The 22,639-nt window shown below is 62.9% G+C and carries 24 protein-coding genes and 1 tRNA gene; 11 read left to right on the forward strand and 14 right to left on the reverse strand.

Features of this window, described 5'->3' with window-relative positions; translation table 11 throughout:
- Positions 1-11: 11 nt before the first annotated feature.
- The gene (locus LB566_RS00825) at positions 12-1,100 is read right to left on the reverse strand and encodes a COX15/CtaA family protein (RefSeq protein WP_224622482.1); all 1,089 of its coding nucleotides are present in this window, start codon (positions 1,098-1,100) and stop codon (positions 12-14) included.
- A 182-nt stretch (positions 1,101-1,282) separates the two neighbouring features.
- On the opposite strand from LB566_RS00825, the gene LB566_RS00830 reads away from it, so the two are divergent.
- A complete protein-coding gene (locus tag LB566_RS00830; protein WP_140522178.1) occupies positions 1,283-1,498 on the forward strand; it encodes a DUF2842 domain-containing protein in 216 nt (71 codons plus the stop codon).
- Between the two features lie 17 nt (positions 1,499-1,515).
- Here LB566_RS00830 and LB566_RS00835 read toward each other — a convergent pair whose 3' ends face one another.
- Positions 1,516-2,574, reverse strand: a complete 1,059-nt coding sequence (locus tag LB566_RS00835) for a polysaccharide deacetylase family protein (RefSeq protein ID WP_224622484.1) — start codon at positions 2,572-2,574, stop codon at positions 1,516-1,518.
- Positions 2,575-2,662: 88 nt separating this feature from the next.
- Between LB566_RS00835 and LB566_RS00840 the strand changes: the two genes are divergently transcribed.
- The gene (locus tag LB566_RS00840) at positions 2,663-3,889 is read left to right on the forward strand and encodes a GNAT family N-acetyltransferase (protein WP_224622486.1); all 1,227 of its coding nucleotides are present in this window, start codon (positions 2,663-2,665) and stop codon (positions 3,887-3,889) included.
- 39 nt (positions 3,890-3,928) lie between these two features.
- Here LB566_RS00840 and LB566_RS00845 read toward each other — a convergent pair whose 3' ends face one another.
- Entirely contained in the window at positions 3,929-6,178 is a 2,250-nt protein-coding gene (locus LB566_RS00845) for a GumC family protein (protein WP_224622487.1), read from the reverse strand.
- A gap of 252 nt (positions 6,179-6,430) precedes the next feature.
- Between LB566_RS00845 and LB566_RS00850 the strand changes: the two genes are divergently transcribed.
- The 5 genes from LB566_RS00850 to LB566_RS00870 all read left to right on the forward strand — a co-directional run bounded on the left by LB566_RS00850 (position 6,431) and on the right by LB566_RS00870 (position 11,162).
- A complete protein-coding gene (locus tag LB566_RS00850; protein ID WP_224622490.1) occupies positions 6,431-6,994 on the forward strand; it encodes a polysaccharide biosynthesis/export family protein in 564 nt (187 codons plus the stop codon).
- A 9-nt stretch (positions 6,995-7,003) separates the two neighbouring features.
- Positions 7,004-8,134, forward strand: coding sequence for a glycosyltransferase family 4 protein (locus LB566_RS00855; RefSeq protein WP_224622492.1), 1,131 nt, complete (start codon positions 7,004-7,006; stop codon positions 8,132-8,134).
- Between the two features lie 93 nt (positions 8,135-8,227).
- The gene (locus LB566_RS00860) at positions 8,228-9,763 is read left to right on the forward strand and encodes an undecaprenyl-phosphate glucose phosphotransferase (protein ID WP_140549062.1); all 1,536 of its coding nucleotides are present in this window, start codon (positions 8,228-8,230) and stop codon (positions 9,761-9,763) included.
- Positions 9,760-11,049, forward strand: coding sequence for an O-antigen ligase family protein (locus LB566_RS00865; protein WP_224622494.1), 1,290 nt, complete (start codon positions 9,760-9,762; stop codon positions 11,047-11,049). Before LB566_RS00860 ends, LB566_RS00865 begins: the two co-directional genes overlap by 4 nt.
- A 36-nt stretch (positions 11,050-11,085) precedes the next feature.
- Positions 11,086-11,162: transfer RNA gene (locus tag LB566_RS00870), tRNA-Pro, on the forward strand.
- Positions 11,163-11,207: 45 nt separating this feature from the next.
- On the opposite strand, the gene LB566_RS00875 is transcribed toward LB566_RS00870, so the two are convergent.
- Both LB566_RS00875 and LB566_RS00880 read right to left on the reverse strand, forming a co-directional pair.
- Complete coding sequence (locus LB566_RS00875; RefSeq protein ID WP_140549064.1) at positions 11,208-11,669, reverse strand: YbaK/EbsC family protein; 462 nt, start codon at positions 11,667-11,669, stop codon at positions 11,208-11,210.
- A gap of 152 nt (positions 11,670-11,821) precedes the next feature.
- Positions 11,822-12,106: a helix-turn-helix domain-containing protein gene (locus LB566_RS00880; RefSeq protein WP_224622496.1), complete on the reverse strand. Its 285-nt coding sequence runs from the start codon at positions 12,104-12,106 to the stop codon at positions 11,822-11,824.
- Between the two features lie 285 nt (positions 12,107-12,391).
- Between LB566_RS00880 and LB566_RS00885 the strand changes: the two genes are divergently transcribed.
- Positions 12,392-13,003, forward strand: coding sequence for a hypothetical protein (locus tag LB566_RS00885; protein WP_181172346.1), 612 nt, complete (start codon positions 12,392-12,394; stop codon positions 13,001-13,003).
- Between the two features lie 224 nt (positions 13,004-13,227).
- Positions 13,228-13,413, forward strand: coding sequence for a hypothetical protein (locus LB566_RS00890; protein ID WP_224622498.1), 186 nt, complete (start codon positions 13,228-13,230; stop codon positions 13,411-13,413).
- Between the two features lie 299 nt (positions 13,414-13,712).
- On the opposite strand, the gene LB566_RS00895 is transcribed toward LB566_RS00890, so the two are convergent.
- The 7 genes from LB566_RS00895 to LB566_RS00925 all read right to left on the reverse strand — a co-directional run bounded on the left by LB566_RS00895 (position 13,713) and on the right by LB566_RS00925 (position 18,569).
- On the reverse strand, positions 13,713-14,015 hold the full coding sequence (locus LB566_RS00895; RefSeq protein WP_224622500.1) for a hypothetical protein: 303 nt from the start codon (positions 14,013-14,015) through the stop codon (positions 13,713-13,715).
- Positions 14,016-14,115: 100 nt separating this feature from the next.
- Positions 14,116-14,655: a MerR family transcriptional regulator gene (locus tag LB566_RS00900; protein ID WP_224622502.1), complete on the reverse strand. Its 540-nt coding sequence runs from the start codon at positions 14,653-14,655 to the stop codon at positions 14,116-14,118.
- A 224-nt stretch (positions 14,656-14,879) separates the two neighbouring features.
- Complete coding sequence (locus LB566_RS00905) at positions 14,880-15,203, reverse strand: integration host factor subunit alpha (RefSeq protein WP_140494007.1); 324 nt, start codon at positions 15,201-15,203, stop codon at positions 14,880-14,882.
- Positions 15,204-15,304: 101 nt separating this feature from the next.
- Positions 15,305-16,276 (reverse strand): beta-ketoacyl-ACP synthase III, encoded by a 972-nt coding sequence (locus tag LB566_RS00910; protein ID WP_224622504.1) that lies wholly within the window; start codon positions 16,274-16,276, stop codon positions 15,305-15,307.
- Between the two features lie 9 nt (positions 16,277-16,285).
- Positions 16,286-17,356: a phosphate acyltransferase PlsX gene (plsX, locus tag LB566_RS00915; RefSeq protein WP_140494009.1), complete on the reverse strand. Its 1,071-nt coding sequence runs from the start codon at positions 17,354-17,356 to the stop codon at positions 16,286-16,288.
- 119 nt (positions 17,357-17,475) lie between these two features.
- Positions 17,476-18,024: a YceD family protein gene (locus tag LB566_RS00920; protein ID WP_224622506.1), complete on the reverse strand. Its 549-nt coding sequence runs from the start codon at positions 18,022-18,024 to the stop codon at positions 17,476-17,478.
- Positions 18,021-18,569, reverse strand: a complete 549-nt coding sequence (locus LB566_RS00925; RefSeq protein WP_224622508.1) for a ubiquinol-cytochrome C chaperone family protein — start codon at positions 18,567-18,569, stop codon at positions 18,021-18,023. The genes LB566_RS00920 and LB566_RS00925 overlap by 4 nt, the downstream gene beginning before the upstream one ends.
- Before the next feature lie 114 nt (positions 18,570-18,683).
- On the opposite strand from LB566_RS00925, the gene LB566_RS00930 reads away from it, so the two are divergent.
- Positions 18,684-19,199: an outer membrane protein assembly factor BamE gene (locus tag LB566_RS00930; protein ID WP_140494015.1), complete on the forward strand. Its 516-nt coding sequence runs from the start codon at positions 18,684-18,686 to the stop codon at positions 19,197-19,199.
- 238 nt (positions 19,200-19,437) lie between these two features.
- On the opposite strand, the gene LB566_RS00935 is transcribed toward LB566_RS00930, so the two are convergent.
- Together LB566_RS00935 and LB566_RS00940 are read right to left on the reverse strand one after the other, a co-directional pair.
- Positions 19,438-21,579, reverse strand: a complete 2,142-nt coding sequence (locus LB566_RS00935) for a sodium-translocating pyrophosphatase (RefSeq protein WP_224622509.1) — start codon at positions 21,577-21,579, stop codon at positions 19,438-19,440.
- Positions 21,580-21,810: 231 nt separating this feature from the next.
- Positions 21,811-22,311 carry a DUF2165 family protein gene (locus LB566_RS00940; protein ID WP_224622511.1) on the reverse strand — a complete coding sequence of 167 codons (501 nt, stop codon included), beginning with the start codon at positions 22,309-22,311 and terminating at the stop codon, positions 21,811-21,813.
- On the opposite strand from LB566_RS00940, the gene LB566_RS00945 reads away from it, so the two are divergent.
- Entirely contained in the window at positions 22,283-22,624 is a 342-nt protein-coding gene (locus LB566_RS00945) for a hypothetical protein (protein WP_224622513.1), read from the forward strand. The genes LB566_RS00940 and LB566_RS00945 overlap by 29 nt on opposite strands.
- The last annotated feature ends 15 nt before the right edge of the window (positions 22,625-22,639 follow it).

Consider the following 22,639-nt stretch of genomic DNA (forward strand, 5'->3'; position numbering starts at 1 on the left):
ACCTGCGAGACTCAGCGCCCGACGGCGATCTCGTGGGGCAAGGGATAGGCGCCCTTGGTGCCGCGCCAATGCGCGGCGGCAAACCCCAGCACGATCAACGCGAATCCCTGATGGGCCAGCGCCAAGTGCAGCGGCACATGCATCAACAGCGTGCCGATACCGATGGAGGCCTGCACCAGCACCAGGGCGAACAACAGCGTCGCGCGGCGGGCATGCGTTGAACCGGGCAGACGGCGACGCGTGGCGATCATGTGCCACAGGGCGACGACGAACACCGTGTAGGCGCCGATCCGGTGCACGAACTGCACCGTCTTGGGGCTTTCGAAGAAATTGCGCCATGCCGGCTCCAGGATCAGCAGATCGCCGGGGATGATCTTGCCGTCCATCAGCGGCCAGGTGTTGTAGCTCAGGCCGGCGTCGAGCCCGGCCACCAGACCGCCGAGATAGATCTGGATCAGCGCCAGAAGCACTATGAAACCAGCCAGTTTCTGGGTCGAGCGATCGGCCGCAGGCTCCGAATGCGGCGCCAGGCCGCGCGCGACGACCATGGTGGCCGTGAAGATCAACGCGGCAAGGGTCAAATGGGTGGCAAGGCGGTACTGGCTGACCGAGACGCGGTCGACCAGGCCCGAGGCGACCATCCACCAGCCGATGGCGCCCTGCAGACCGCCGAGGAGCAGGATGCCGACCAGCTTCGGCCCCAGTCCGCGCTCGATACGGCGCGCCGCCCAGAAGAACAGCAGCGGCAAGGCAAAGACCAGACCGACGCTGCGCGCCAGGAGACGATGCGCCCACTCCCACCAGAAGATCGATTTGAATGCCTCGATGCTCATGCCCTTGTTGAGCTCGGCATATTGCGGGATCTGCTGATAGCGCTGGAATTCCTCTTGCCATTCTGCGTCGTTGAGCGGCGGGATGACGCCGTGGATCGGCTGCCACTCGGTGATCGACAGGCCGGACTCGGTGAGCCTTGTGGCGCCGCCGACCAGCACCAGCGCGAACAGCACCAGAAGCACGACGTAGAGCCAGCCACGCACCAGCGCGCGGTTGTGCAGATCGCGGTCACGCGCCTCGTAAGGCGCGGCAGTAATGGCGGCCATGGGTTTATCCCGGCAGGTTGAGGTCGCGGATTGGTGGACCATCGCATTCCCGCATGCAAGACCGGATGGCGCGGCACGCCGTCGCGCCGCGTCTGCCGGGTTGCGCAGCTTCGCGACAGGTTCTATGCGAAGACGACACATTGAGCTGGGCCGCACCTTCACCCAGCTCCAGGAGGCCAACCATGCCCGTGCGCCTGAAAAAGCTGATCGGAATGTTCCTGCTGGTGGCGCTTGTCATCATCTATGCGCTGGTCGCATCGATCTTCGCGGTCGCCCGACTGTCCGAGGCGGGCCCGTGGACGCATTTCCTGTTCTTCCTGCTGAGCGGCCTGCTCTGGGTGCTGCCGGCGATGGGCATCATCAAATGGCTGATGCTGGAGCCCCGACCCAAGCGCTGAACCGTGGCCGGCCAGCGTCAGACGGTGACCACCATCTTACCGGCGTTGGCGAGCGGCGTCGTCACACCCGACAGCATGGTGCGGATGTGGGCGAGGTTCTGATAACGGCCGTTGACCGAGATGCGCGGCAATGCGTGCAGGAAGCCGGCGTGTTCGGCGCGCAGCACGCCATGGCGGGTGGTCACGGCCGAAGTGTAGCCGGCATCGCGGACAAAACCCACTTCGCGGCAGCCGACGGCGCTGGCATAGCCGTAGGGATAGGCGAAATGGCGCGGCTCCTCGCCCAGCTCGGCTCGCAGGATGGACTTCACCCCGACGATCTCGTGCCGCGCATCGGCCTCTGAAAGCCGCTTCAGATTACTATGGTTGATCGTATGGGCGCCGATCGTCACCAGCGGATGCGCTGCGACCGCGCGGATCTGCGACCAGGTCATCAGGGTGTCTACGCGCGGCCGGTCGGCGTCGACGCCGTTCGCATGCGCCAGTTCGCGCAGCACGGCGCGCAGGTCCTCCTCGCGAATCTCGGTGGTGAGATAGGTGTGCAGCCGTGCGATGGCCTGGAGCTTTTTGGCCGGGCTGGTGCAGTCGATCGTCGTTTGCCCGTCGGGCGTCGTCAGGGTCAGGCGATCGCCCGCGTTGACGAGATCCTCGACCACGTCCCACCACAGATCCGCAGTGCCGTTGATCAGCCCGGGAGCCACATAGATGGTGATCGGCGCGCCGTGCTTTTCGAGTACCGGCAAAGCCTCGGTCATGTTGTCGCGATAGGCGTCGTCGGCGGTGATGGCGGCGAATTGGCCGCCCTTGCCGCGCGCCGCGATACGCTCCACCGCCTCGTCCATCGAGACGAAGGCGTAGCCATCCGCCTTCAGGCCGGCGATCATGGCGTCGAGGAAGCCGGGCGCAATGTTGAGATGACGGTTGACGCTGTCGGGCTTTTCGGGCCTTGCCGTAACGCGGTGCAGCATGAGGATGGCGCCAATACCGCCGACCAGCGGTTTGGCCAGCGGTGCGAGGCCGGTATAGCGGGCGACGTTGAGCGCCAGCTTTCGGAGTGCCTCCCCGCCGTCGATCATTCCTTCACCTTTTGCGCCTAGGCTGAACCAAGCACGGATACGCCTGAGCGCCCCCAAATCGGCAGCAATACGCCCTAAGGATTGAGGTATGGTTGACGCGGCCGCGTCATTTGACGGCAATCGCCTGGCGGCAACCGAAGCGTCGCCCGGTGTGCCGCCGATAGCGCCGGCTGGGCTATCGGTTTCCACCGCTTCCGCCGATGGGCTCGCGGCCTATGCCGCGTTCTGCCGCTCAGCTTTGTTCGCGCCGGCGCAGAGCGCGGTTTGGATCCGCAACTGGGCCGCGCAGGTCGAGCCGGACCCGGTCGTGGCGATGCTGAATTGCGAAGGCAGGCCGGTTTTCGCACTGGCGCTGGAGGTCGTCGGCCATGGGCCATTCCGTATTGCCCGCTTCATGGGCGGCCGCCACGCCAACGGCAATTTCGTCGCCGCCGACCCGCAATGGCTTGCCAGGGCGGACAGCGCCGCTATTCGTTCGACCCTGGCGGCTATAGGCGAGGCTCGCCCCGACATCGATCTCGTCGCCTTCGAACGCTTGCTGCCCGACCTCGATGGCGTAGCCAACCCACTCGCCTCGTTCGATCATTTCGACAGCCCGAACCTGTCGCTCGCCGTCGACCTGGCCGGCGGTTTCGATGCACTGCTCTCTCGCGCAAGCGGCAAGCGCAAACGCAAGAAGCACCGTTCGCAGACGCGCAAGTTCGAGGCCATCGGCAGCCATCGGCGCATCGAGGCGCGGACTGTGGACGAGGTCGGCCGGCTGCTCGACGGCTTTTTCGAGATGAAGGAATTCCGCTTCCGCAGGATGGGCATCGCCAACGTCTTCGGCGACGATCAAGTGCGCGCGTTCTTCCGTGCCCTGTTCACCGAGGCGCTTGCCGAGGACAAGCCCTCCTTCGTACTGCACGGGCTCGAGGTCGCCGGCAGGCTTCGCGCCGTGACCGGATCGAGCCGCTCGGGCAGACGCCTGATCTGCGAGTTCGGCGCGATCGCCGAGGATGACCTCGCCCACACCAGCCCCGGCGACTTCCTGTTCTTCGACAATATCCAGGAAGCCTGCGAGGCGGGTTTCGACGTCTATGATTTCTCGGTCGGCGACGAGCCGTACAAGCGTTTATGGTGCGACATCGAAACGCAGCATTTCGAGGTGCTGGTTCCGCTGACGTCGAAAGGCCGCGCACTGGCGCTGGGGCTGCGGCAAAGCGCCAGGCTGAAAGCCGTCGTCAAGAACAGCCCGACGATGTGGAGGCTGACCAAGCTGCTGCGTCGCAAGGCCGCTGGCCAGGCGCCGGCGGCCGCCGAGGACGGTAGCTAACCCCTTCCAATGTGATGACCGCACCCTCCGCTCAACGACTCAAGCCGCCGAGCGCCTTCCCGGCACCGGGGTGCCCGGCGGTTCGTGGCCGAGCGGGGTCACCAGCGTCAACTCCGGATAACCATTCTCGATCAGCTTGACGGCGGCCTGCGTCACCTCGTCATCCGGCTCCAGCATGGAGAGGAACACTTCGGTCGCATCGCCACCCAGACGGCCGATGCCTTGCGCGTCGGCGGGGCCGCATTCGACCACCACCAGGTCATAGGCGGTGGTCAGCGATTGCATGATGATCGGTAAGCGGTCGGCGGCGCGCATGGCGCCAACCGGATCGGCGGTGCCGACGGGAATGACATGGCAGTCGGAATAGAGGTCGGGGTGGATGACCTCGCTGAACTGCGCCTGCGACGCGAGCAGGTTGGTGATGCCCGGGAACAGCCCACTGTCGAGCATCGGCCGCGAGGCAGCGCCGGAAGCCGTGAGGTCGAGCAGCAGCACGCGCAGCCCGGCGTCGGAGACCTCGCGCGCCACCAGGATCGCGGACGCGGCCGCCTCGTCACCTTCCGGTGACACGAAGATGGCGCGCGCGGCGCCGCTTGCGATCAGCTTTTCCGCCGCTTTTTCGACGTCGATCTCGCCCAGCACCGAACGCGGCCTGGTTTTGGCGACCGGGACGGCCTCGGCGACAGGAGCGGTTTCGGCGACCGGGGCGCCAGCGGCGGCTTCGACCTCTGTGGCAGGTTCCGCCGGCGAGGGCAGATCCGGTTCCGCCATCATCTCCGGTTCTGCCGCTTTCTCGGCGTGGTGCTTAGGCCCGAGCTCTGGAATGATCGTCGGTTCCCTGGCCGCGACCGGCATCGCCACCTCGTCGATCGGCTCGAAGCGAGCGCCACTGGCGGGGCGCATGGCGCGGCCGGAAAAGAGTTCGCGCAGCAGCGTGAACACCGACATGAGCAAAAGCGAGGCCGCAAAAGCAGCGCCGACGATCGGCCCGATCTTGGGGAAGTAGGCCTCGGAAGGCACCACGGCCTTCGAGATGACACGTGCGTCGACCGGCACGTAGTTGCGATCCTGGCGCGAAGCCGCCTCGCGGTAGTTGGTCAGGTAAAGTTCGAGCTGCTGGCGCTTGGCGGCAGCGTCACGCTGCAGCGCATCGAGACCGACCTGCTGTTCGCCAGCCTCCGCCGAAGCCGCCTTCAGCGTGTTGACGTCGGCGACGAGCTGGCTCTCACGTGCCTTGGCGGCATCGGCCTGCATCGCCAGGCCCTTCATCACCTTCTGAGCTTCGCTGCGGATCTGCGCGTCGAGATCGGCCAGCTGTGATTTTGCCGCGCGAATGCGCGGATGATTGTCGAGCAGCGTGGTCGACAGGTCAGCGATGTTGGCGCGCAGCTCGACCTGCCGCTCGCGCAAGCGCTGAATGAGATCGGACGACAGCACTTCGGGCAGCGAATCCAGCGAGCCGCCGTTCTGCAGCGCCTTGCGCACGCTTTCGGCGGTGCCTTCCGCTGCGGCGCGGTTGGCCCGCACCCGCGACAATTCGGTCGATAGTTCGGCCAGTTGTTGGGTGGCGAGCACAGAATTGTTGCCGCCCACCAGAAGGTCCGACTGGGCGCGATAGGCGGCGACCTTGGCCTCGGCATCCCTGACCTGCTTCTGCAAATCGGCGATCTCGGGAGCCAGGAAGTCCGCGGCGGCGGTGTTGGATTCGAGCTTGGCCGCGCCCTGCCCTGCAATGTAGGCGGCGGCAATGGCATCGGGGATAGCAGCCGCGAGCTTGGGATCTTCCGAAGAGAACTCGATGGCGATGATACGCGTCTTTTCGACCCCATAGACGTTGAGCTTCTCGCGCATCTTCTTCAGGACGCGTTCGTCGACCGGGATATCCATGGGATCGTTCTTCAACCCCACCAGGATCAGCAGGCGGCTGAGAGGCGACATATCGACAGTTTCATCGAATTCGTGCAATCGCGACAGATCAAGCTTCTGCGCTACCTGCTTGAGGATTTCGTTGGACGAAATGATCTGGACCTGGGTGGCGACGCCTTGCTCATCGAGGATAGGCTTGTCGCTGTCATTGCTGCCGGCCGGGCGCGTGTAGACGGATTCACGCGTATCGATCTGAACCTGCGTCTGGGCCTTGTAGTGCTTGGTTGCCAGCGAAGCGAGCGCAAACGCCAACCCGGTAACCACCAGGGAGACGACCAATATTCGCAGCCAGTTCCTCGCCAGGCTGGCGAAGAGTTGCCTGAGATCGACGTCAACGTCTGCGGCCGTGGACTGAACGGACATGCATCCTACTCCGATACGGATCGCATGCACCGTAAACAACTATGGTAACTCAGCCGTTAAGATCACAGGAAGCTTCCGTCAGGACTTACTGGCAGGCGCCAAGCAAAACCGTCAAAGTTGTAAAACTCCTGCCGATCGATGCCGTATCGATCGGCCCTTTACCGGCCATTAACCCTAACAGGACGATAACGGACGCGCTCTCAGATGTTTGCTGCGACGCCGCAGCGGCCAGTCGAAGGTATGTGTCCTGTCATGAAAAGCACTGCTTCCCTTTTTCGCGCGCTGCTTGCCGTGTCGATGCTTGCCGGCTGCTCCAGCTACCGGCCGACGCCGACCGCCTTCCACGAGGTGCTCGATCAACCCTATCGCCTGGGCGCCGGTGACCGCGTCCGCGTCACCGTGTTCGAGCAGGACGGGTTGACCAACACCTACAGTGTCGATCAGTCCGGCTATCTCTCGTTCCCGCTGGTCGGCGCCGTGCCGGCGCGCGGCCACACCGCCCAGCAGATGGAAAAGGAAATCGCCGACAAACTGCGCCAGGGCTATCTGCGCGACCCTGACGTTTCCGTCGAGATCGACCGCTACAGGCCTATCTTCGTCATGGGCGAAGTGGGAGCCGCCGGCCAGTATTCCTATGTGCCCGGCCTCACCGTTCAGAAAGCGGTCGCCATTGCCGGCGGCTTCACGCCGCGCGCCAACCAGGAAAGCGTCGACATCACCCGAGATATCAACGGCAAGGTGATGACCGGCCGGGTTGTCACATCAGACCCGCTGCTGCCCGGAGATACCGTCTATGTGCGCGAACGTCTGTTCTGACGAACACACGTGGCGGACAAACTCAGGATCGTCCATTGCTTTCGTTCACCTGTCGGGGGGATCTTTCGGCATGTGCGGGACCTCGCGGAAGCTCAGGTCGCCGCCGGCCATTCGGTCGGCATCGTGTGCGATTCGACCACAGGCGGGGAATTCGAGGAGCGCCTGTTCGATCGGATGAAGGCCGTGCTGGCGCTCGGCATCCATCGCACGCCGATGCAGCGCCATGTCGGACCGGGCGATCTCGCCTCGGCCTGGCGCACCTACGGGATCATCAAGGAATTGCGGCCGGACGTGCTGCACGGGCACGGCGCCAAAGGTGGCGCCTATGCCCGTCTGTTCGGCTCATTGTTGCGGGTATCAAGGTCTCGCGTGGCCCGCCTTTATTCGCCGCATGGCGGTTCTCTCCACTATGACGAGAGCACGTTCACGGGAAAGCTGTTCTTCGCGCTCGAGCGATCCATGGCTCACTTCACCGACTGTCTGCTGTTCGTCTCGGACTATGAGCGACGCACCTATCGCAGGAAGGTCGGCGAGGCGCCCGTTCCGAACGCGCTGGTCTACAATGGCCTGCGCGCGGCCGAGTTCGATCCCGTTCCGGAGAAGCCTGGAACGGTGGACCTGCTCTACATCGGCATGATGCGTGACCTCAAGGGACCCGACATCTTCATCGACGCGCTGGCCCTTGCCGGGACACGGCTCGGACGCCCGCTGGGCGCGGTCATGGTGGGCGACGGCGACAACCTGCCTCGCTACCGCGCGCAAGTGAGGCGGCTCGGGCTCCACGGCAACGTGCGTTTCCTGCCGCCTATGCCGGCCAGGGATGCCTTTGCGCTGGCCGCACTGGTCGTCGTTCCCTCGCGCGCCGAAGCATTGCCCTATGTCGTGCTGGAGACGCTTGCGGCGGGGAAACCGATGATCGCCACGGCCGTCGGCGGCATACCGGAGATTTTCGGCGCCGAATCCCCTGCCCTGATCAGGCCCGATCCGTTGCAGCTTGCCGACAAGATGGCCGAAGCGCTGGCCGATCCCGCCGCCTATCGAAAACTGATGCCCGATCGCGCCGATCTGGAGGCACGCTTCGGAGCCGATGTCATGGCCGCCGAGATCGAGAAGGCGTATTTCGCGGCGCTGGCCAAATAAACCACCGTCCCAAGCCCTTCCAAAGCCACGCGTTGTTTCAAGGGTTTCTTAGCTCTCTTTTGCTATTGCCTGGGGGAAGCTTGCGGAAACCCCATGAACGAGATCGATCCCGTGCACCGCTTTTCGGCAGAGGCTGTGCGCAAACTCGACACCCCGACCGATGGCGGCATGCCGGGCGGCATGAATGATGTCGCCCGTCAGGTCGCCTCGCAATACCGGCGCGATACGATGTCGCCCATCATGGTCAGCGGCGTCCTGCGGATGGTCGAGTTCGCAGTGCTGTTTCTTTCCGGGCTCGGCGTCTATTTCTACTTTGTCGGCTTCTTCAACTATTTCGCCTGGCAATATCCGCTGACGATCGCCGCCGCGTCGTTCCTTGCAGTGGTGCTGCTCGACGTCACCGATTGCTACCAGATCGTCTCGCTCATGCGGCCGATCGCCAATTTTGGACGTTTGCTGCTGGTCTGGGCCGGCACGTTCGCCCTCATGGCGCTGACGGCATTCGTGATGAAGATATCTGAAAACTATTCACGATTGCTGTTCGGCACCTGGTTCGCCGTCGGTTTCATTCTCATCTTCGGCCTGCGGCTGGTGATGTCGAAGCTGATCCGGCGCTGGGCGCGCGACGGCCACATGGAGCGGCGCGCCGTCATCGTCGGCGGCGGCAAGGCAGCGGAGGTCCTGATCCGCTCAGTCGAGAGGCAGCCCTATAACGACATCCGCATATGCGGCATCTTCGACGATCGCAGCGACAAACGCTCGCCGCCTATCGTTGCCGGCTATCCCAAGCTGGGCACAATCTCGGAGCTGATCGAATTCGCCCGCATCGCCCGCATCGACATGCTGATCGTGTCGCTGCCGCTGACCGCCGAATCGCGCGTGCTGCAATTGCTGAAGAAGCTGTGGGTGCTGCCGGTCGATATCCGGCTGTCGGCGCATTCCAACGCGCTGCAGTTTCGTCCCCGCGCCTATTCCTACATCGGCTCCGTGCCGATGCTCGACATCTTCGACAAGCCGATCAACGACTGGGATTCGGTGGCCAAGCGCGCCTTCGACATCGTTTTCAGCCTGATCGGCATCGTCGTGTTCTCGCCGGTGATGCTGGCGACAGCAATCGCCATCAAGCTCGACAGCAAGGGACCGGTGCTGTTTCGCCAGAAGCGGCATGGTTTCAACAATGAGGTGATCGAGGTCTACAAATTCCGCTCGATGTATGCCGACCGGTCGGACCCGACCGCCAAGCAGACGGTCACCAAGAACGATCCGCGCGTCACCCGTGTCGGCCGCTTCATTCGCAAGACCTCGATTGACGAACTGCCGCAGTTCTTCAATTCGCTGCTGGGTTCGCTGTCGTTGGTCGGCCCGCGCCCGCACGCGATTGCCGCGCAGTCGCACAACCTGCTCTACAACGAAGTGGTCGACGGCTATTTCGCGCGCCACAAGGTCAAGCCCGGCGTCACCGGCTGGGCCCAGATCAATGGCTGGCGCGGCGAGATGGACACCAACGAGAAGATCCGCATGCGGACGGAATACGACCTCTACTACATCGAGAACTGGTCGATGCTGTTCGACCTGCGGATCCTGTTCCTGACGCCGATCCGGCTGCTCAACACGGAAAACGCCTATTGAGCGCGGTCACCCATGACCTGCCGCGCGCGGCTGTCAACGCCAAGCTGATCGCGCTGATTTCCTCGGGCGCGGTCGGGCTCGGCATCCTGCTTTCCGGCTTCGTCATCAGCGAGCCGGCCCCATACGAAATCTACATGGCCGGCCTGATTGCCATCTGGGCGCTTTTCGGTTTGAGGATTTCGCGCGCGGCCGCGCCGCTGCTGGTGCTTCTGGTGACGATGAATATCGGCGGCATGATCGCCATGACGCAGATGTCGGACCTCGCCAACACACCGCTCTACCTTGCAGTGTCGCTGTTTCTCGCTTTCAGCGCGGTGTTCTTCGCATCGGTCACCGCCACGCAGCCGAGCCTCTACCGGCTGATCTTCATCGCCTATGTCATATCCGCGGTGATGACGTCGCTGCTCGGTATAGCAGGCTATTTCCATGCCTTCCCGGGCGCGGAGATGTTCACCAAATACGACCGCGCCGCGGGCGCCTTCCAGGACCCGAACGTGTTCGGGCCATTCCTGGTTCTACCCGGCATCTATCTGCTCTATCTGCTGCTGACCGGGCCCGTCTCGCGCATGCCGCTGCTGGCGGTGCCGCTGCTCATCATCACATCAGGCATCTTCTTCTCCTTCTCGCGCGGCGCCTGGGGGATGTTTGCCGTCTCTGCCGTTCTGCTCACCGGCTGTCTGTTCCTGCAGAGCAACAGCGGCATGTTCCGGCTGCGCGTGGTGGTGATGACCATTGCGGCATTGTCGCTGCTGACGATCGCCATGATCGTCATCCTGCAACTGCCCGGCGTGGCGGAGATGTTCTCCAACCGTGCCCATCTCGAACAAAGCTACGACACCGCCCGCCTCGGCCGCTTCGCCCGCTATGCGATCGGCTTCCAGATGGCGATGGAGCATCCGTTCGGCATCGGACCGCTGGTGTTCGGCACCATCTTCGGCGAGGACACCCACGACATCTGGCTGAAGATGCTGATGGACTATGGCTGGCTCGGCTTCGTATCGTTCCTGACGCTCGTCATCTGGACGATAGGTGCGGGATTCCGCATCCTGCTGCGCGACCGGCCATGGCAGCCCTATCTCCTGTGCGCCTATGTCGCCTTCATCGGCAATATCGGACTCGGAACCTTCATCGACATCGACCATTGGCGCCATGTCTACCTGCTGCTTGGATTGGTCTGGGGGGCGATCGCACTGGAACACCGCCACCAGCGGCAGTTACGGATGGCGATGCCGGATTCAACAGCCATCGCATCCACACGGGCGCGAAAAGCGCCGAATTTCGGTTGACCCGAGCGGGGTTATCACGATACATCGCGACCGGTCCGGAGTGTAGCGCAGCCCGGTAGCGCACTTGACTGGGGGTCAAGGGGTCGTCGGTTCGAATCCGGCCACTCCGACCATTCTAAACAAGGACTTCCCCCACAGTCCGTCTTATCGATTGCCATCTACCCCTGGCAGACATCGACCCATTCGGCGTCGGTGAGATCAGCCATGCGTTGCGGCGCGATACGCACCGCCGCGTTGGTGGCGCCGGCGGCGGGCACGACCTCTTCGAAACCGCGCAGCGACACGTCGCAATAGACCGGCAGCGGCGTCGGCAGACCGAACGGGCAGACACCGCCGACCGGATGGCTGGTTGCCTCGACAACCTCAGCGGTCTCCAGCATGCGCGGCTTGCTGCCGAATCGATCCTTGAACTTGCGATTGTCCAGCCTGGCGGTGCCGCTGGTCACGACCAGCATGGTGCGTTCGCCGACGCGAAGGCAGATCGTCTTTGCGATCTGCGCCGGCAACACGCCGTGCGCCTGCGCAGCCAATGCTACGGTCGCCGAACTCGCCTCGGTCACGATCACGTCGATATCGGGCGCCTTGCCGGCGAAAAAGGCACGAACGGATTCCAGGCTCATCGAAACCCCGCGGATCGGCATGACGAAGCAGCAAGCTAGGCCGGCGCGTCCATAAACACGTGCCAAGGGTAAGCAGGCAAGCCTTCAGTCACGGCAAACAGAAAACCCGCCAAGATCCCCGGCGGGTTTTCGAACATGCTTGGCACTGGCCCTTACAGCGCGGGGCGGTCTTGCGCAGCCCGCGCCTGCGCGGCCGTGCCGAGCAGCGCCTCCTGAGGGAGCCGAAGCGCCGACGCAATACGGCGCAGCTTCGACGGATCGGCCGTCCTGCCGTTCTCGATATCCTCGATTTCGTCGACCGCCAGACCGGTTGTCAGGGAAAGCTCCTCGACACTGTATCCCTTGGTTTCCCGAATCGTTCTGAGGGCGCTAGGGCCTTGCCCGGCTTCGCTGGCAACCAGTTCCGGGAGGGGTTCGCGCTTTGCACTGTATGGCATTGGCAACTCCGTTGGCTGAAAGAGTTTGATGAAAATGGTGTTGCCTGAGACGGCGAGAACATGCCCGCTTGCGGGTGATTTGCCAAGTCACAAACTGGCCGTCACAGCATCGTGAACCGGGGTGTGGCGCACGTCGCTCGCAGCCTTTCTCGATCAAGTTCTTTTGAACGCCTGCCCCCCTCGTCGCTCGATAATTTTGACGCCCCGTTCGTTGTTTCAATTGCGCCGGCGCGTAACCCAAGACCGTTGCAGGCGCGGCTATCATTTCCTGAAAGGATCGATGCAATGAAATTGCGGACAATCATGATCGTGCTCGGCACGCTTTCCAGCCTTGGCATTGCTGCAACCAGCGCGCCGGCGGCAGACACGGTGCGCGTGCGCGGCGTCGTGGCCAGTTCCGATCAATCCCAGTTGACGGTGAAAAACCGCCAGGGTGGCATGGATAAGGTCAAGCTAGCCGCCGGATGGAAGATATCGGGCGTTGCGGGCGCGTCGGTAAAGGACATCAAGCTCGGCGATTTCCTCGGCATAGCCTCCGTCTCTAAGGCCGATGGCGGCAGCGGCGCGCTCGAGGTCGTGGTGTTTCCCGCAGCCTTGAAAGGCACGGGCGAAGGCGACCGCGCCTGGGACCTCAAGCCCAACAGCCGCATGACCAACGGCACCGTCGCCGACGTGACCGAGGTGAATGGCCGCGCGGTGACGCTGACCTATGACAACGGCCAGACAAAGAAGATCTCAATCCCCGACAAGACGCCGGTCGTCACCTTTGCGCCGGCCGTGCCGGCCGATCTCAAGCCCGGAGCGCCCGTCGTGGTCACCGCGACGCGCGGCGCCGACGGCACGCTGAGTGCCAACCGCGTCGTAGTCGGCAACAATGGCGTGGTCCCGCCCATGTAAATAAGCCGGTTGGATCTGCGGCCTCGTACCAAAATTTCTCCCGCTCATCGGCACTGTGAGCTCAGCCTGTCGGCGGAGCCCACAGCCTGCGCCGCCAGACACATTCCAGAAACAAAATTCTACATTCGGGAAATACTGACGAAAAAAATCGAGAGCGTAATCCCGCTCGCGGCGATCAGGCCGTCGGCTTGATTCACATTGCCTGCGAGAAAAGGAAAATATCCATGAAGAAGTCCCTCCTCTCGGCCCTCGGGCTTGCAGTTGCACTTGCATTCACCATGCCAATCCTCGGCGCGACCAGCGCTGATGCGGCGCCGATGCACAAGCATCACCGTCATCATCATCATCGCAAGCACCATCGCAGCCACCACTACCATCACCACCACCACCATATGGCCAAGAAGGCCTGAGCTTAACCGATTGCCAATGAGAAGACCGGTTTTGGCCTCTCGTTCGAAGCCGGTCTTCTCTTGGTTCCTCCGGACACGGGCCGTATCAGTGCGATTCCCGCGGAGCCCGAGAGCTACAAGGAGCGTCTGCTCTGAGGAAAAATCCCCTGTTCGTTATACAGACCGACAAACTGGTGGAAGGGTTCTTTCTTCGCGGCGCCCGAAGGCGCCGCTGTCCCAAACTGGTTGCACTTTCGCGCGACATGAATCGCCCTTCGGCGGTTGTATGGAGGCCGTCTTTCGAGTGGTGTGAAATAAAGTCAGCGCCGGCTGAATAGCAGACTGGCGACCAGACCAACCACCACGAGACCTATGGCGGCGGCCGTCGCCGGATGCTCGCGGGCTGATTTCTCGATCGCCCTGCCTCGTTCGCGGATCGCCGGCATCGCATCGTGCAGACGTTCCGCAAGGTCGGAATACGTGTCAAGCGCCGCGTCGCGACCGCCTTCGTAATAAGCGCCGCCCCGCCTGGACACGGCCTTCTTCAGGGCCGCCAGTTCCCTGGAGAGTGCAGCGACCCGCTTGTCGAGATCGACCTCCGAGAGGGTCGAGAATGATGCCATGGTGCGTTTCCTTGTCTGCTCAAGCCTTGTCTTGCTCAAGGAAACGTAACGCATCACCCAAAGGCGGGTTCCCGGTCTTCAGGCGCCGGCCGGTTGCCCGTCAGCGCACCTGGTCGAGGAGGCGCTTGCATTCGAGCAGGTCGAACAACGCTTCCTGCAACAGCGCGCGGTTGTCGCGCGACAGTTTCGAAGCGTCCGGCTGGACCGGGCCTTCCTCGTCGCTCTTGCCAAGGCCGAAGAAACGGCGGCCGGGCTTGACCCTCGGCTGGCCAACCAGTTCGTCATCTCCGCCGCGCGGCTGCGCTGCCGCCGTCAACGGCACCTGATCGGCCTGCTTTCGTTGCGAGATCGCCTCGACGGCGGCCATGTCGCCATTGCCGATGGCAACCAGGAAATGGTTGCCGTTTTCACGCAACAGCTTCTGCACGCCCTTGATGGTGTAGCCCTGGTCGTAGAGCATATGGCGGATGCCCTTGATCAGTTCAACATCCTGCGGCCGGTAGTAACGGCGGCCGCCTCCGCGTTTCATCGGCTTGATCTGGTTGAAACGCGTTTCCCAGAAGCGCAGCACGTGCTGCGGCAGATCGAGGTCTTCGGCGACCTCGCTGATGGTGCGAAAGGCGTCAGGGCTCTTGTCCATGGGCGAAATCCTCACACTGGAGCATGATCCCGGGACATGGGAACCGGCGTTCGAATGGGATTCCCTCGACAGGAGGGGAGCTCATTCCGGCTGCGCGTAACGATCACGCGGAACACCAATCCGGCCATGTTGCCGAATCGGGTCTCATTTCAGCGGTTTGTGAGGCAATATTCAAGCCCGGCATGATCGCAAGGCCTGTTTTCAACCGTGCATTTGGAGCGAGCCTACTTGCCGCCCTTCGCCTTGCCGCTCTGGTGGGAACGCAAGATGCGGTTCTTCAGCACGTTCGACGACTTGAAGGTCATCACCCGGCGCGGCAGGATCGGCACTTCTTCGCCGGTCTTGGGATTGCGCCCGATGCGCTCGTTCTTGGAGCGGACGTGGAATGTCGCGAAAGACGACAGTTTCACCGTCTCGCCACGGACGATCGCCTCGCAGATCTCGTCCAGCACCGCCTCGACGAGTTCGGCCGATTCAGTGCGCGACAAACCTACCTTGCGGTAAACGGCTTCGGCAAGGTCGGCGCGCGTAAGTGTCTTTCCCCCCATGCGACCGTCCCATCAGCTCAAAACATAAAATCGACACAACAGCGGCAGAGCCTAAGTAATTGATCCGGCAAGGTCAAGGACCGAACCGGACCGTTCGGCACTTACCAGCGAAGCAGAACCGCGCCCCAGGTGAAGCCGCCGCCCATGGCTTCCAGAAGCACCAGGTCGCCCTTTTTGATGCGGCCATCGGCAACAGCCACAGAAAGCGCCAGCGGCACGGAAGCAGCCGAAGTGTTACCGTGCAGATCGACCGTCACCACCACCTTTTGCTCGGCTATCCCGAGCTTCTTGGCGGAAGCGTCAATGATCCGTTTATTGGCTTGATGCGGCACGAACCAGTCGAGGTCGTCGGCGGTGATGCCGGCCTGCGAGAACGTCGCCTCGATGACGTCGGTGATCATGCCCACCGCATGCTTGAAGACCTCGCGGCCTTCCATCCTGAGATAGCCGACCGTTCCCGTCGTCGAAGGCCCGCCATCGACAAAGAGCTTGTCCTTGTGCGCGCCGTCGGAGCGCAGGCTCATCGCCAGCACGCCGCGGTCGGCAATATTGCCATCCCCCTCGCCGGCTTCAAGAACCAGGGCGCCGGCGCCGTCGCCGAACAGTACGCAGGTCGAGCGATCGGTCCAGTCGAGGATGCGCGAAAAGGTTTCCGAGCCGATCACCAGCACGCGCTTGGCCAAGCCGCCACGAATATAGAGGTCGGCCGTGGTTACCGCATAGACGAAGCCCGAGCATACCGCCTGCAGGTCGAAGGCAAAGCCGTGATGCATGCCGAGCCGGTTCTGGATCTCGACGGCTGTGGCCGGAAAAGTGTTGTTGGGCGTCGAGGTCGCCAGCACGATCAGGTCGATGTCTCCGGGCGTCAGGCCGGCATCGGCGAGCGCTGCGCGCGCCGCCGCCTCACCCAGCGAAGCCGTCGTCTCGTCGTCGGCCGCGATATGGCGCTGGCGGATCCCGGTGCGCTGGGCGATCCACTCGTCCGACGTTTCGACCATGCCTTCAAAGTCGGCATTCTTCATGATGCGGCGGGGCAGCGCGGCGCCCATGCCGCGCACGACTGATCTGATCAAAGTTCTTTCCTATTCCTTTGCGTCGCTGACGACGTCGGATTTCCTAGATGTCTGGGCATGCGGATTGCGCGCATGGAACAAGTCCAGGTCGGCCTCGATGCGGTCGAGCAGATTGTTGCGCACCATGTCGTAGCCGAGTTCGATGGCGGCGGCGAAACCATCCGAATCAGCGCCGCCGTGGCTTTTGACCACAATGCCGTTCAGCCCGAGGAAAACGCCGCCATTGGAGCGGCCCACATCCATTTTCTCGCGCAGGCGATCGAACGCACCCTTGGCGAAGATATACCCGATCCTGGCCATCAGTGTACGGCTCATCGCCGCTCGCAGGTAACCGCCAATCTGGCGCACCGTGCCTTCTGCCGTCTTCAGGGCGATGTTGCCGGCGAAGCCTTCGGTGACGACGACGTCGACCACGCCCTTGCCGATGTCGTCGCCCTCGACGAAACCGTGATAGTTCATCGAGGCCATATTGGCTTCACGCAGCATGCGCCCAGCCTCCTTGACCTCTTCCTGGCCCTTGATCTCCTCGACCCCGACATTGAGCAGGCCGACACTGGGCCGCGAGACGCCGAAGACCGATCGGGCCATGCCGGTTCCAAGGATGGCAAAATCGATGAGCTGGTGCGCATCCGCGCCAATGGTGGCGCCGACGTCGAGGACCACGCTTTCGCCGCGCAGCGTCGGCCAAAGTGCCGCGATCGCCGGGCGGTCTATGGTAGCCATGGTGCGCAAGCAGAATTTCGACATCGCCATCAGCGCGCCGGTGTTGCCGGCCGAGACGCACGCGTCCGCCGTACCCGACTTGACCGCCTCGACAGCCTTCCACATCGATGACTTCCAGCGGCCATGGCGCAGCGCCTGGCTCGGCTTGTCGTCCATCCTGACGGCCACCTCGCAGTGGAAGAATTCACTGACACCGGCCAGCTTGGGAAATTTGGCCAGTTCGGGCCGTACGGCCTCCTCCCGCCCGTAGATGACGAAGCGAACGTCGGGACGGCGGGTCGCGACGGTCATGAGCGCCGGAATGACCACGGCTGGTCCGTGATCGCCGCCCATGGCATCGATGGAAATCCTGATCACGCGGTATTCATCTCACGGTTTTGCTTAGGCGGCGGATCGTTTTAGTGATCGCGAAGGTTCGGCGAAAATAGCGGTTTTGGACATTCGCACAACCGACTTTTCCGTCGCGGGCGAGGTTTTCAGGATTTTCCCAGCAGCGACCGCAGTTTCTGCTGAAATTCATTCTCTACCGGTTCGGCCTCGCCGCCGGCATCAAGCGACGCACCCGGCTTGCGCGGATAAGGATCGATGGCCAATCCGAAGAACTGCTCGGCGAGTGCGCCGACATCGATCGTGTCGCCTGAAAATGTTTCGGGACTGTCAGGTCCATCCGCGTCGAGCAGGATCTCGCCGCCGCCTTCGAAACCCTGTCGTCCAAGCTTGGAGTCCTCGGGCAGGAACAGAGCCTCGAATGATTCGTCGATATTCGCTCCGACCGGATCGAGCGTGACGATACAGGCCTGGGTGATGTCGGCTTCGACCCGGCCGCTGACCTTCACACCATTGCGTTTCCAAGGCGTCACCAGGAACTCGGCGCGGTAGGCTTCGACCGAGAGCAAGCTGTGCTCCTCGGCGAGTTTCGCGCGCTGCGCGGTGTCGGCCTCGATGACCACCGGCAGGCCCTTCTGCGGCAGGCGGGCGACGTTGGCAAAAAACGACACCGGGCTTTGCGGATCGGCGTGCTTCATCGATCTGCCTCCTGGGCGAGCGGAAAGGTCACTGTGCCGGAGACGATCGCCCGGCACGGCTGCGCGGCCAGCCGGTTGCGGGCATCGGCGACATAGTCGGACAGTCGCAACGCTTCCGCCCAGGCCACGGCATCGGGCCGGATATTGCGTGCAAGGGCGGCGGTGAGCCCATCATGATCATTGCGCTCCAATGCGTCGTCATAGGCGGCGCTGCGGCCATAAAACATCTTCGCCAGCTTTTTCATGCGCTTGGGCACTCCGACGTCGCCAATGCCGAGTTCCCGCAGCGAATGGTCGACGTCGAGGAAAAACTCGTCGATCAGCACCTGAGCGATCTCCTGCGCCACGCCGTCTTCGCCACGCAGCCGGTGCTGGACCAGGAACATGTGCAGCGACAGCATCTCGAAACGGCCAAGCGGCGTGTCGGGCACATTCCAGTGGGAATAAAATACGGTCTGCCGCGCGGCCGCCACGATTTGTGCGTAAAGCGCGTCGGTGATGGCGCGGTTGGCGTGGCGTTCGCGACCAAAAAGGCGCTGGAACATGGGGATGGTCTCCGGGGACCGTTTGTTGAATTGGCCTTGTTGCATCGGCAAGCAAGCTGGTTTACCGGTTTTGCGGCCCAGCGCAAGTTGCGGCGATATAATGGAGAATTGTTGTTGCGCGCGCTGAATTTCAAGTCGACCTTCTCTTCCAGGCCCGCTGGCGCGATCTCGCTGCTGGCCATCATTGCGGCGCTTTCGGCCTGCAACAGTTCCAAGATGATCGGCGATCTGAACCCCAGCGAAACGCTGACGCAGGGGTATGTCATCGATCAGCAGGCGATCGATTCGGTGCCGGTCGGCTCGAGCCGCGAGCAGGTGCTGCTCGCGCTCGGCACGCCCTCGACGACGGCGACCTTCGACAATGAGGCCTTTTATTACATCTCGCAGACTCGCAAGCGCTACGTCGCCTTCGACAAGCCGCGACTGATCGATCAGCATGTGCTGGCGGTCTATTTCGGGGCCGATGGGCGGGTCACCCAGATCGCCAATTACGGCCTGAAGGATGGCAAGATCTTCGATTTCATATCGCGCACCACGCCGACTGGCGGCAAGGACCAGAACTTCCTCAGCCAGATCATCAACGGCGCCAGCAAGCTGGCGCCCGGCATTCCCGGCGGCGGCACTCCCTGATCTCAGACCGCCTTCCCTCGGGGAAGGCAGCACCATCTCAGGCGACCAAAAACCCGTGGGAGCGATCCCACGGGTTTTTGTTATCATGGAGCGGGAGAGGCCGGCTCGGCGGCGATGGGCAGCCAGCCAAGGCAGGACGCGGACGCAGCCGTTGAAATTCGCTTTTCCGCTTTCCGAAACCGCCGTCAAATAAAAACCCGCGGGGATTGCTCCCCGCGGGCTTTCAACGCTTTGCCGCTCAGCCGTGGGCCAGCACCGCCAGCAGCAGGAGCGCCACGATGTTGGTGATCTTGATCGCCGGGTTGACCGCCGGGCCGGCGGTGTCCTTGTAGGGATCGCCGACCGTATCGCCGGTCACCGAGGCCTTGTGCGCCTCGGAACCCTTCGGGTGCTTGACGCCGTCCTTGTCGGTGAAACCGTCCTCGAACGACTTCTTGGCGTTGTCCCAGGCGCCGCCGCCCGAAGTCATCGAGATGGCGACGAACAAGCCGTTGACGATGACGCCGAGCAGCGAAGCGCCGAGAGCCGCAAAGGCCGATGCTTTCGAGCCCGAGATCAGCAGCACGCCGAAATAGACGACGAGCGGCGCCAGCACCGGCAGCAGCGACGGGATGATCATTTCCCGGATCGCCGCCTTGGTCAGAAGATCGACCGCGCGCGCATAGTTCGGCTTGGACGTGCCGGCCATGATGCCCGGGTCGTCACGGAACTGCTTGCGCACCTCCTCGACGATGGCGCCCGCCGCGCGGCCGACGGCCGTCATGGCGATGCCACCGAACAGATACGGGATCAAACCGCCGAAGATCAGGCCGGCGACGACGTAGGGGTTGGAAAGATCGAAGGAGACCTCGCCCATGCCCTGGAAGTAGGGGTATTTGTCGCCATTGGCGGCAAAGAATTTCAGGTCGTTCGAATAGGCCGCGAACAGCACCAGCGCGCCGAGGCCCGCCGAACCGATGGCATAGCCCTTGGTCACCGCCTTGGTGGTGTTGCCGACCGCGTCGAGCGCGTCGGTGGAGTGGCGCACTTCCTTGGGCAGGCCGGCCATTTCGGCGATGCCGCCGGCATTGTCGGTGACCGGGCCGAAGGCATCGAGCGCGACGATCATGCCGGCAAGGCCGAGCATGGTGGTGACGGCGATCGCCGTGCCGTAAAGGCCGGCGAGCTGATAGGTCGAGATGATGCCGCCGACGATGACGATGGCCGGCAGTGCCGTCGATTCCAGAGAGACCGCAAGGCCCTGGATGACGTTGGTACCGTGCCCGGTCACCGACGCCTGGGCGATCGAGTTGACCGGACGCTTGTTGGTGCCGGTGTAGTATTCGGTGATCACGACGATGAGACCGGTCACCACGAGGCCGATCAGGCCGCAGATGAACAGGTTCTTGCCGGTGATGACCATGCCGGCGACGGTGCCGACCTCGCCCCAGCCGAGCGTGGCCGAGGTGGCGACGCCCAGGCCCACGATGGACAACAGGCCGGTGACGATCAGGCCCTTGTAGAGCGCGCCCATGATCGAGCCGTTGGAGCCGAGCTTGACGAAGAAAGTGCCGACGATCGAGGTTAGGATGCAGGCGCCGCAGATGGCGAGCGGATAGAGCATCGCCGCACCCAGAATGGCGGTGCCGCCAAAGAAGATGGCGCCCAGAACCATGGTGGCGACGACTGTGACCGCATAGGTCTCGAACAGGTCGGCGGCCATACCGGCGCAGTCGCCGACATTGTCGCCGACATTGTCGGCGATGGTGGCGGGGTTGCGCGGGTCATCCTCGGGAATACCGGCTTCGACCTTGCCGACCAGATCGCCGCCGACATCGGCACCCTTGGTGAAGATGCCGCCGCCGAGACGGGCGAAGATCGAGATCAGCGAGGCGCCGAAGCCGAGTGCGACCAGCGAATCGATGACGACGCGGTCATTGGGCTGAAGCCCCATGAAATGGGTGAGGATCAGGTAGTAGATCGACACGCCGAGCAGGGCAAGCCCGGCAACCAGCATGCCGGTGATGGCGCCCGATTTGAAGGCGATGTCGAGGCCGGCGGCAAGGCTGTTGGAGGCGGCCTGTGCCGTGCGAACATTGGCCCGCACCGAAACATGCATGCCGATGAAGCCGGCCGCGCCCGAAAGCACGGCCCCGATCAGGAAGCCGATCGCGGCGGTCATGGACAGCAGCCACCAGGCGAGCAGCAGCACGACCACGCCGACGATGGCGATGGTGGTGTACTGGCGCGCCAGATAGGCTTGCGCGCCCTCGCGGATGGCTGCGGAGATTTCCTGCATGCGTGCATTGCCCTGGTCCGAAGCAAGGACCGAACGTGTCGCCCAGATGGCGTAAAGGACAGAAAGCAGGCCGCAGGCGATGACGGCGGAAATTATGGTCATTGCCGGGTTTTCCTCGATTGCTGGCCCAAAAGAACCCCTCCCTGGGCCGTTGAGACAAAGACGGAATCCCGTGCGCGGAATCCCCCTCTTCGCAGCGGTGTATGCGAAACAGGGCCGCGAACGTCAAGATATTGTTCGGTTTTTGCCCGGCTTTCGCCTAAAAGAGCCGGACAGCGGCAGGTGTCGCCATGCCGCTGCTGCTTTATATCGATTGAAATCGCCAATCAGCAATCAGGCCTGGCGCAGATCGCCGTCTGGCTGGATGACGAAGATCAGCACCGTCAGCATGGTCATGTAGAACATGAATGCCTTCTGCTGGCCGTTCCAGATGCTCGACTGCCACATGGCGAACCACTCGCCGCCCACCACCATGAATCCAAGATACCAGATCAGGAATCCCATCGTCGCGGCGATAACGGCGAATTTCTTGGCATCGTTGAAAACCTGTCCGCTGGCATTGCGCGCTTGCCACAGGCTCCAGGCCGCGATCAGGTAGAGCAGACAGGTCAGCGCCTCGCCGGCGATGATGAGCCAGTAGCCCGTCGTCCACAGCGAGGGGTTGGTGATCGAGCGATACATCAGCGCGTTGCCGGGAAAGGTCGTGTCCATGCTCAGCACATGCTGGACAAAGGCGAAGTTTGAGCCGTAATCGGTGACGTTGCCGAAGGCGACAAGAAAGGCGAAAGCCGCCAGACAGAGACACATGACGATCTTGGAGAAGCGCAAGGTCATGGCAAGAACTCCTGCTGAAGGATCGGGGCATCGGCCCAATCAATCGCCGAGTCCCGAAGATCGCGCAACTGGCAGGCGGGTGTCGATTGTGCTCACGGCCAGCGCAAGACATTATGCCGGCAAGCAAGTCATCGCCGAACCCATCGAGGCGCTCCAGCTCGGCAGCGATTGCGCCGTGGGTGATCTTGTCTCGCTCGTGAAAGCCGGTACACAACACGACTTTGCCGTCATCTGCCGCCGCTGGATCTGCAAAGAGCAAGGCATCGAACTCGAACTGACGCTCGACCACCCTGCCCGTTCAAGTGGACGTTGAAGGATCGGAGCACCT

Source organism: Mesorhizobium sp. CA13, from assembly GCF_020165235.1.
In the GTDB taxonomy this organism is placed as follows: domain Bacteria; phylum Pseudomonadota; class Alphaproteobacteria; order Rhizobiales; family Rhizobiaceae; genus Mesorhizobium.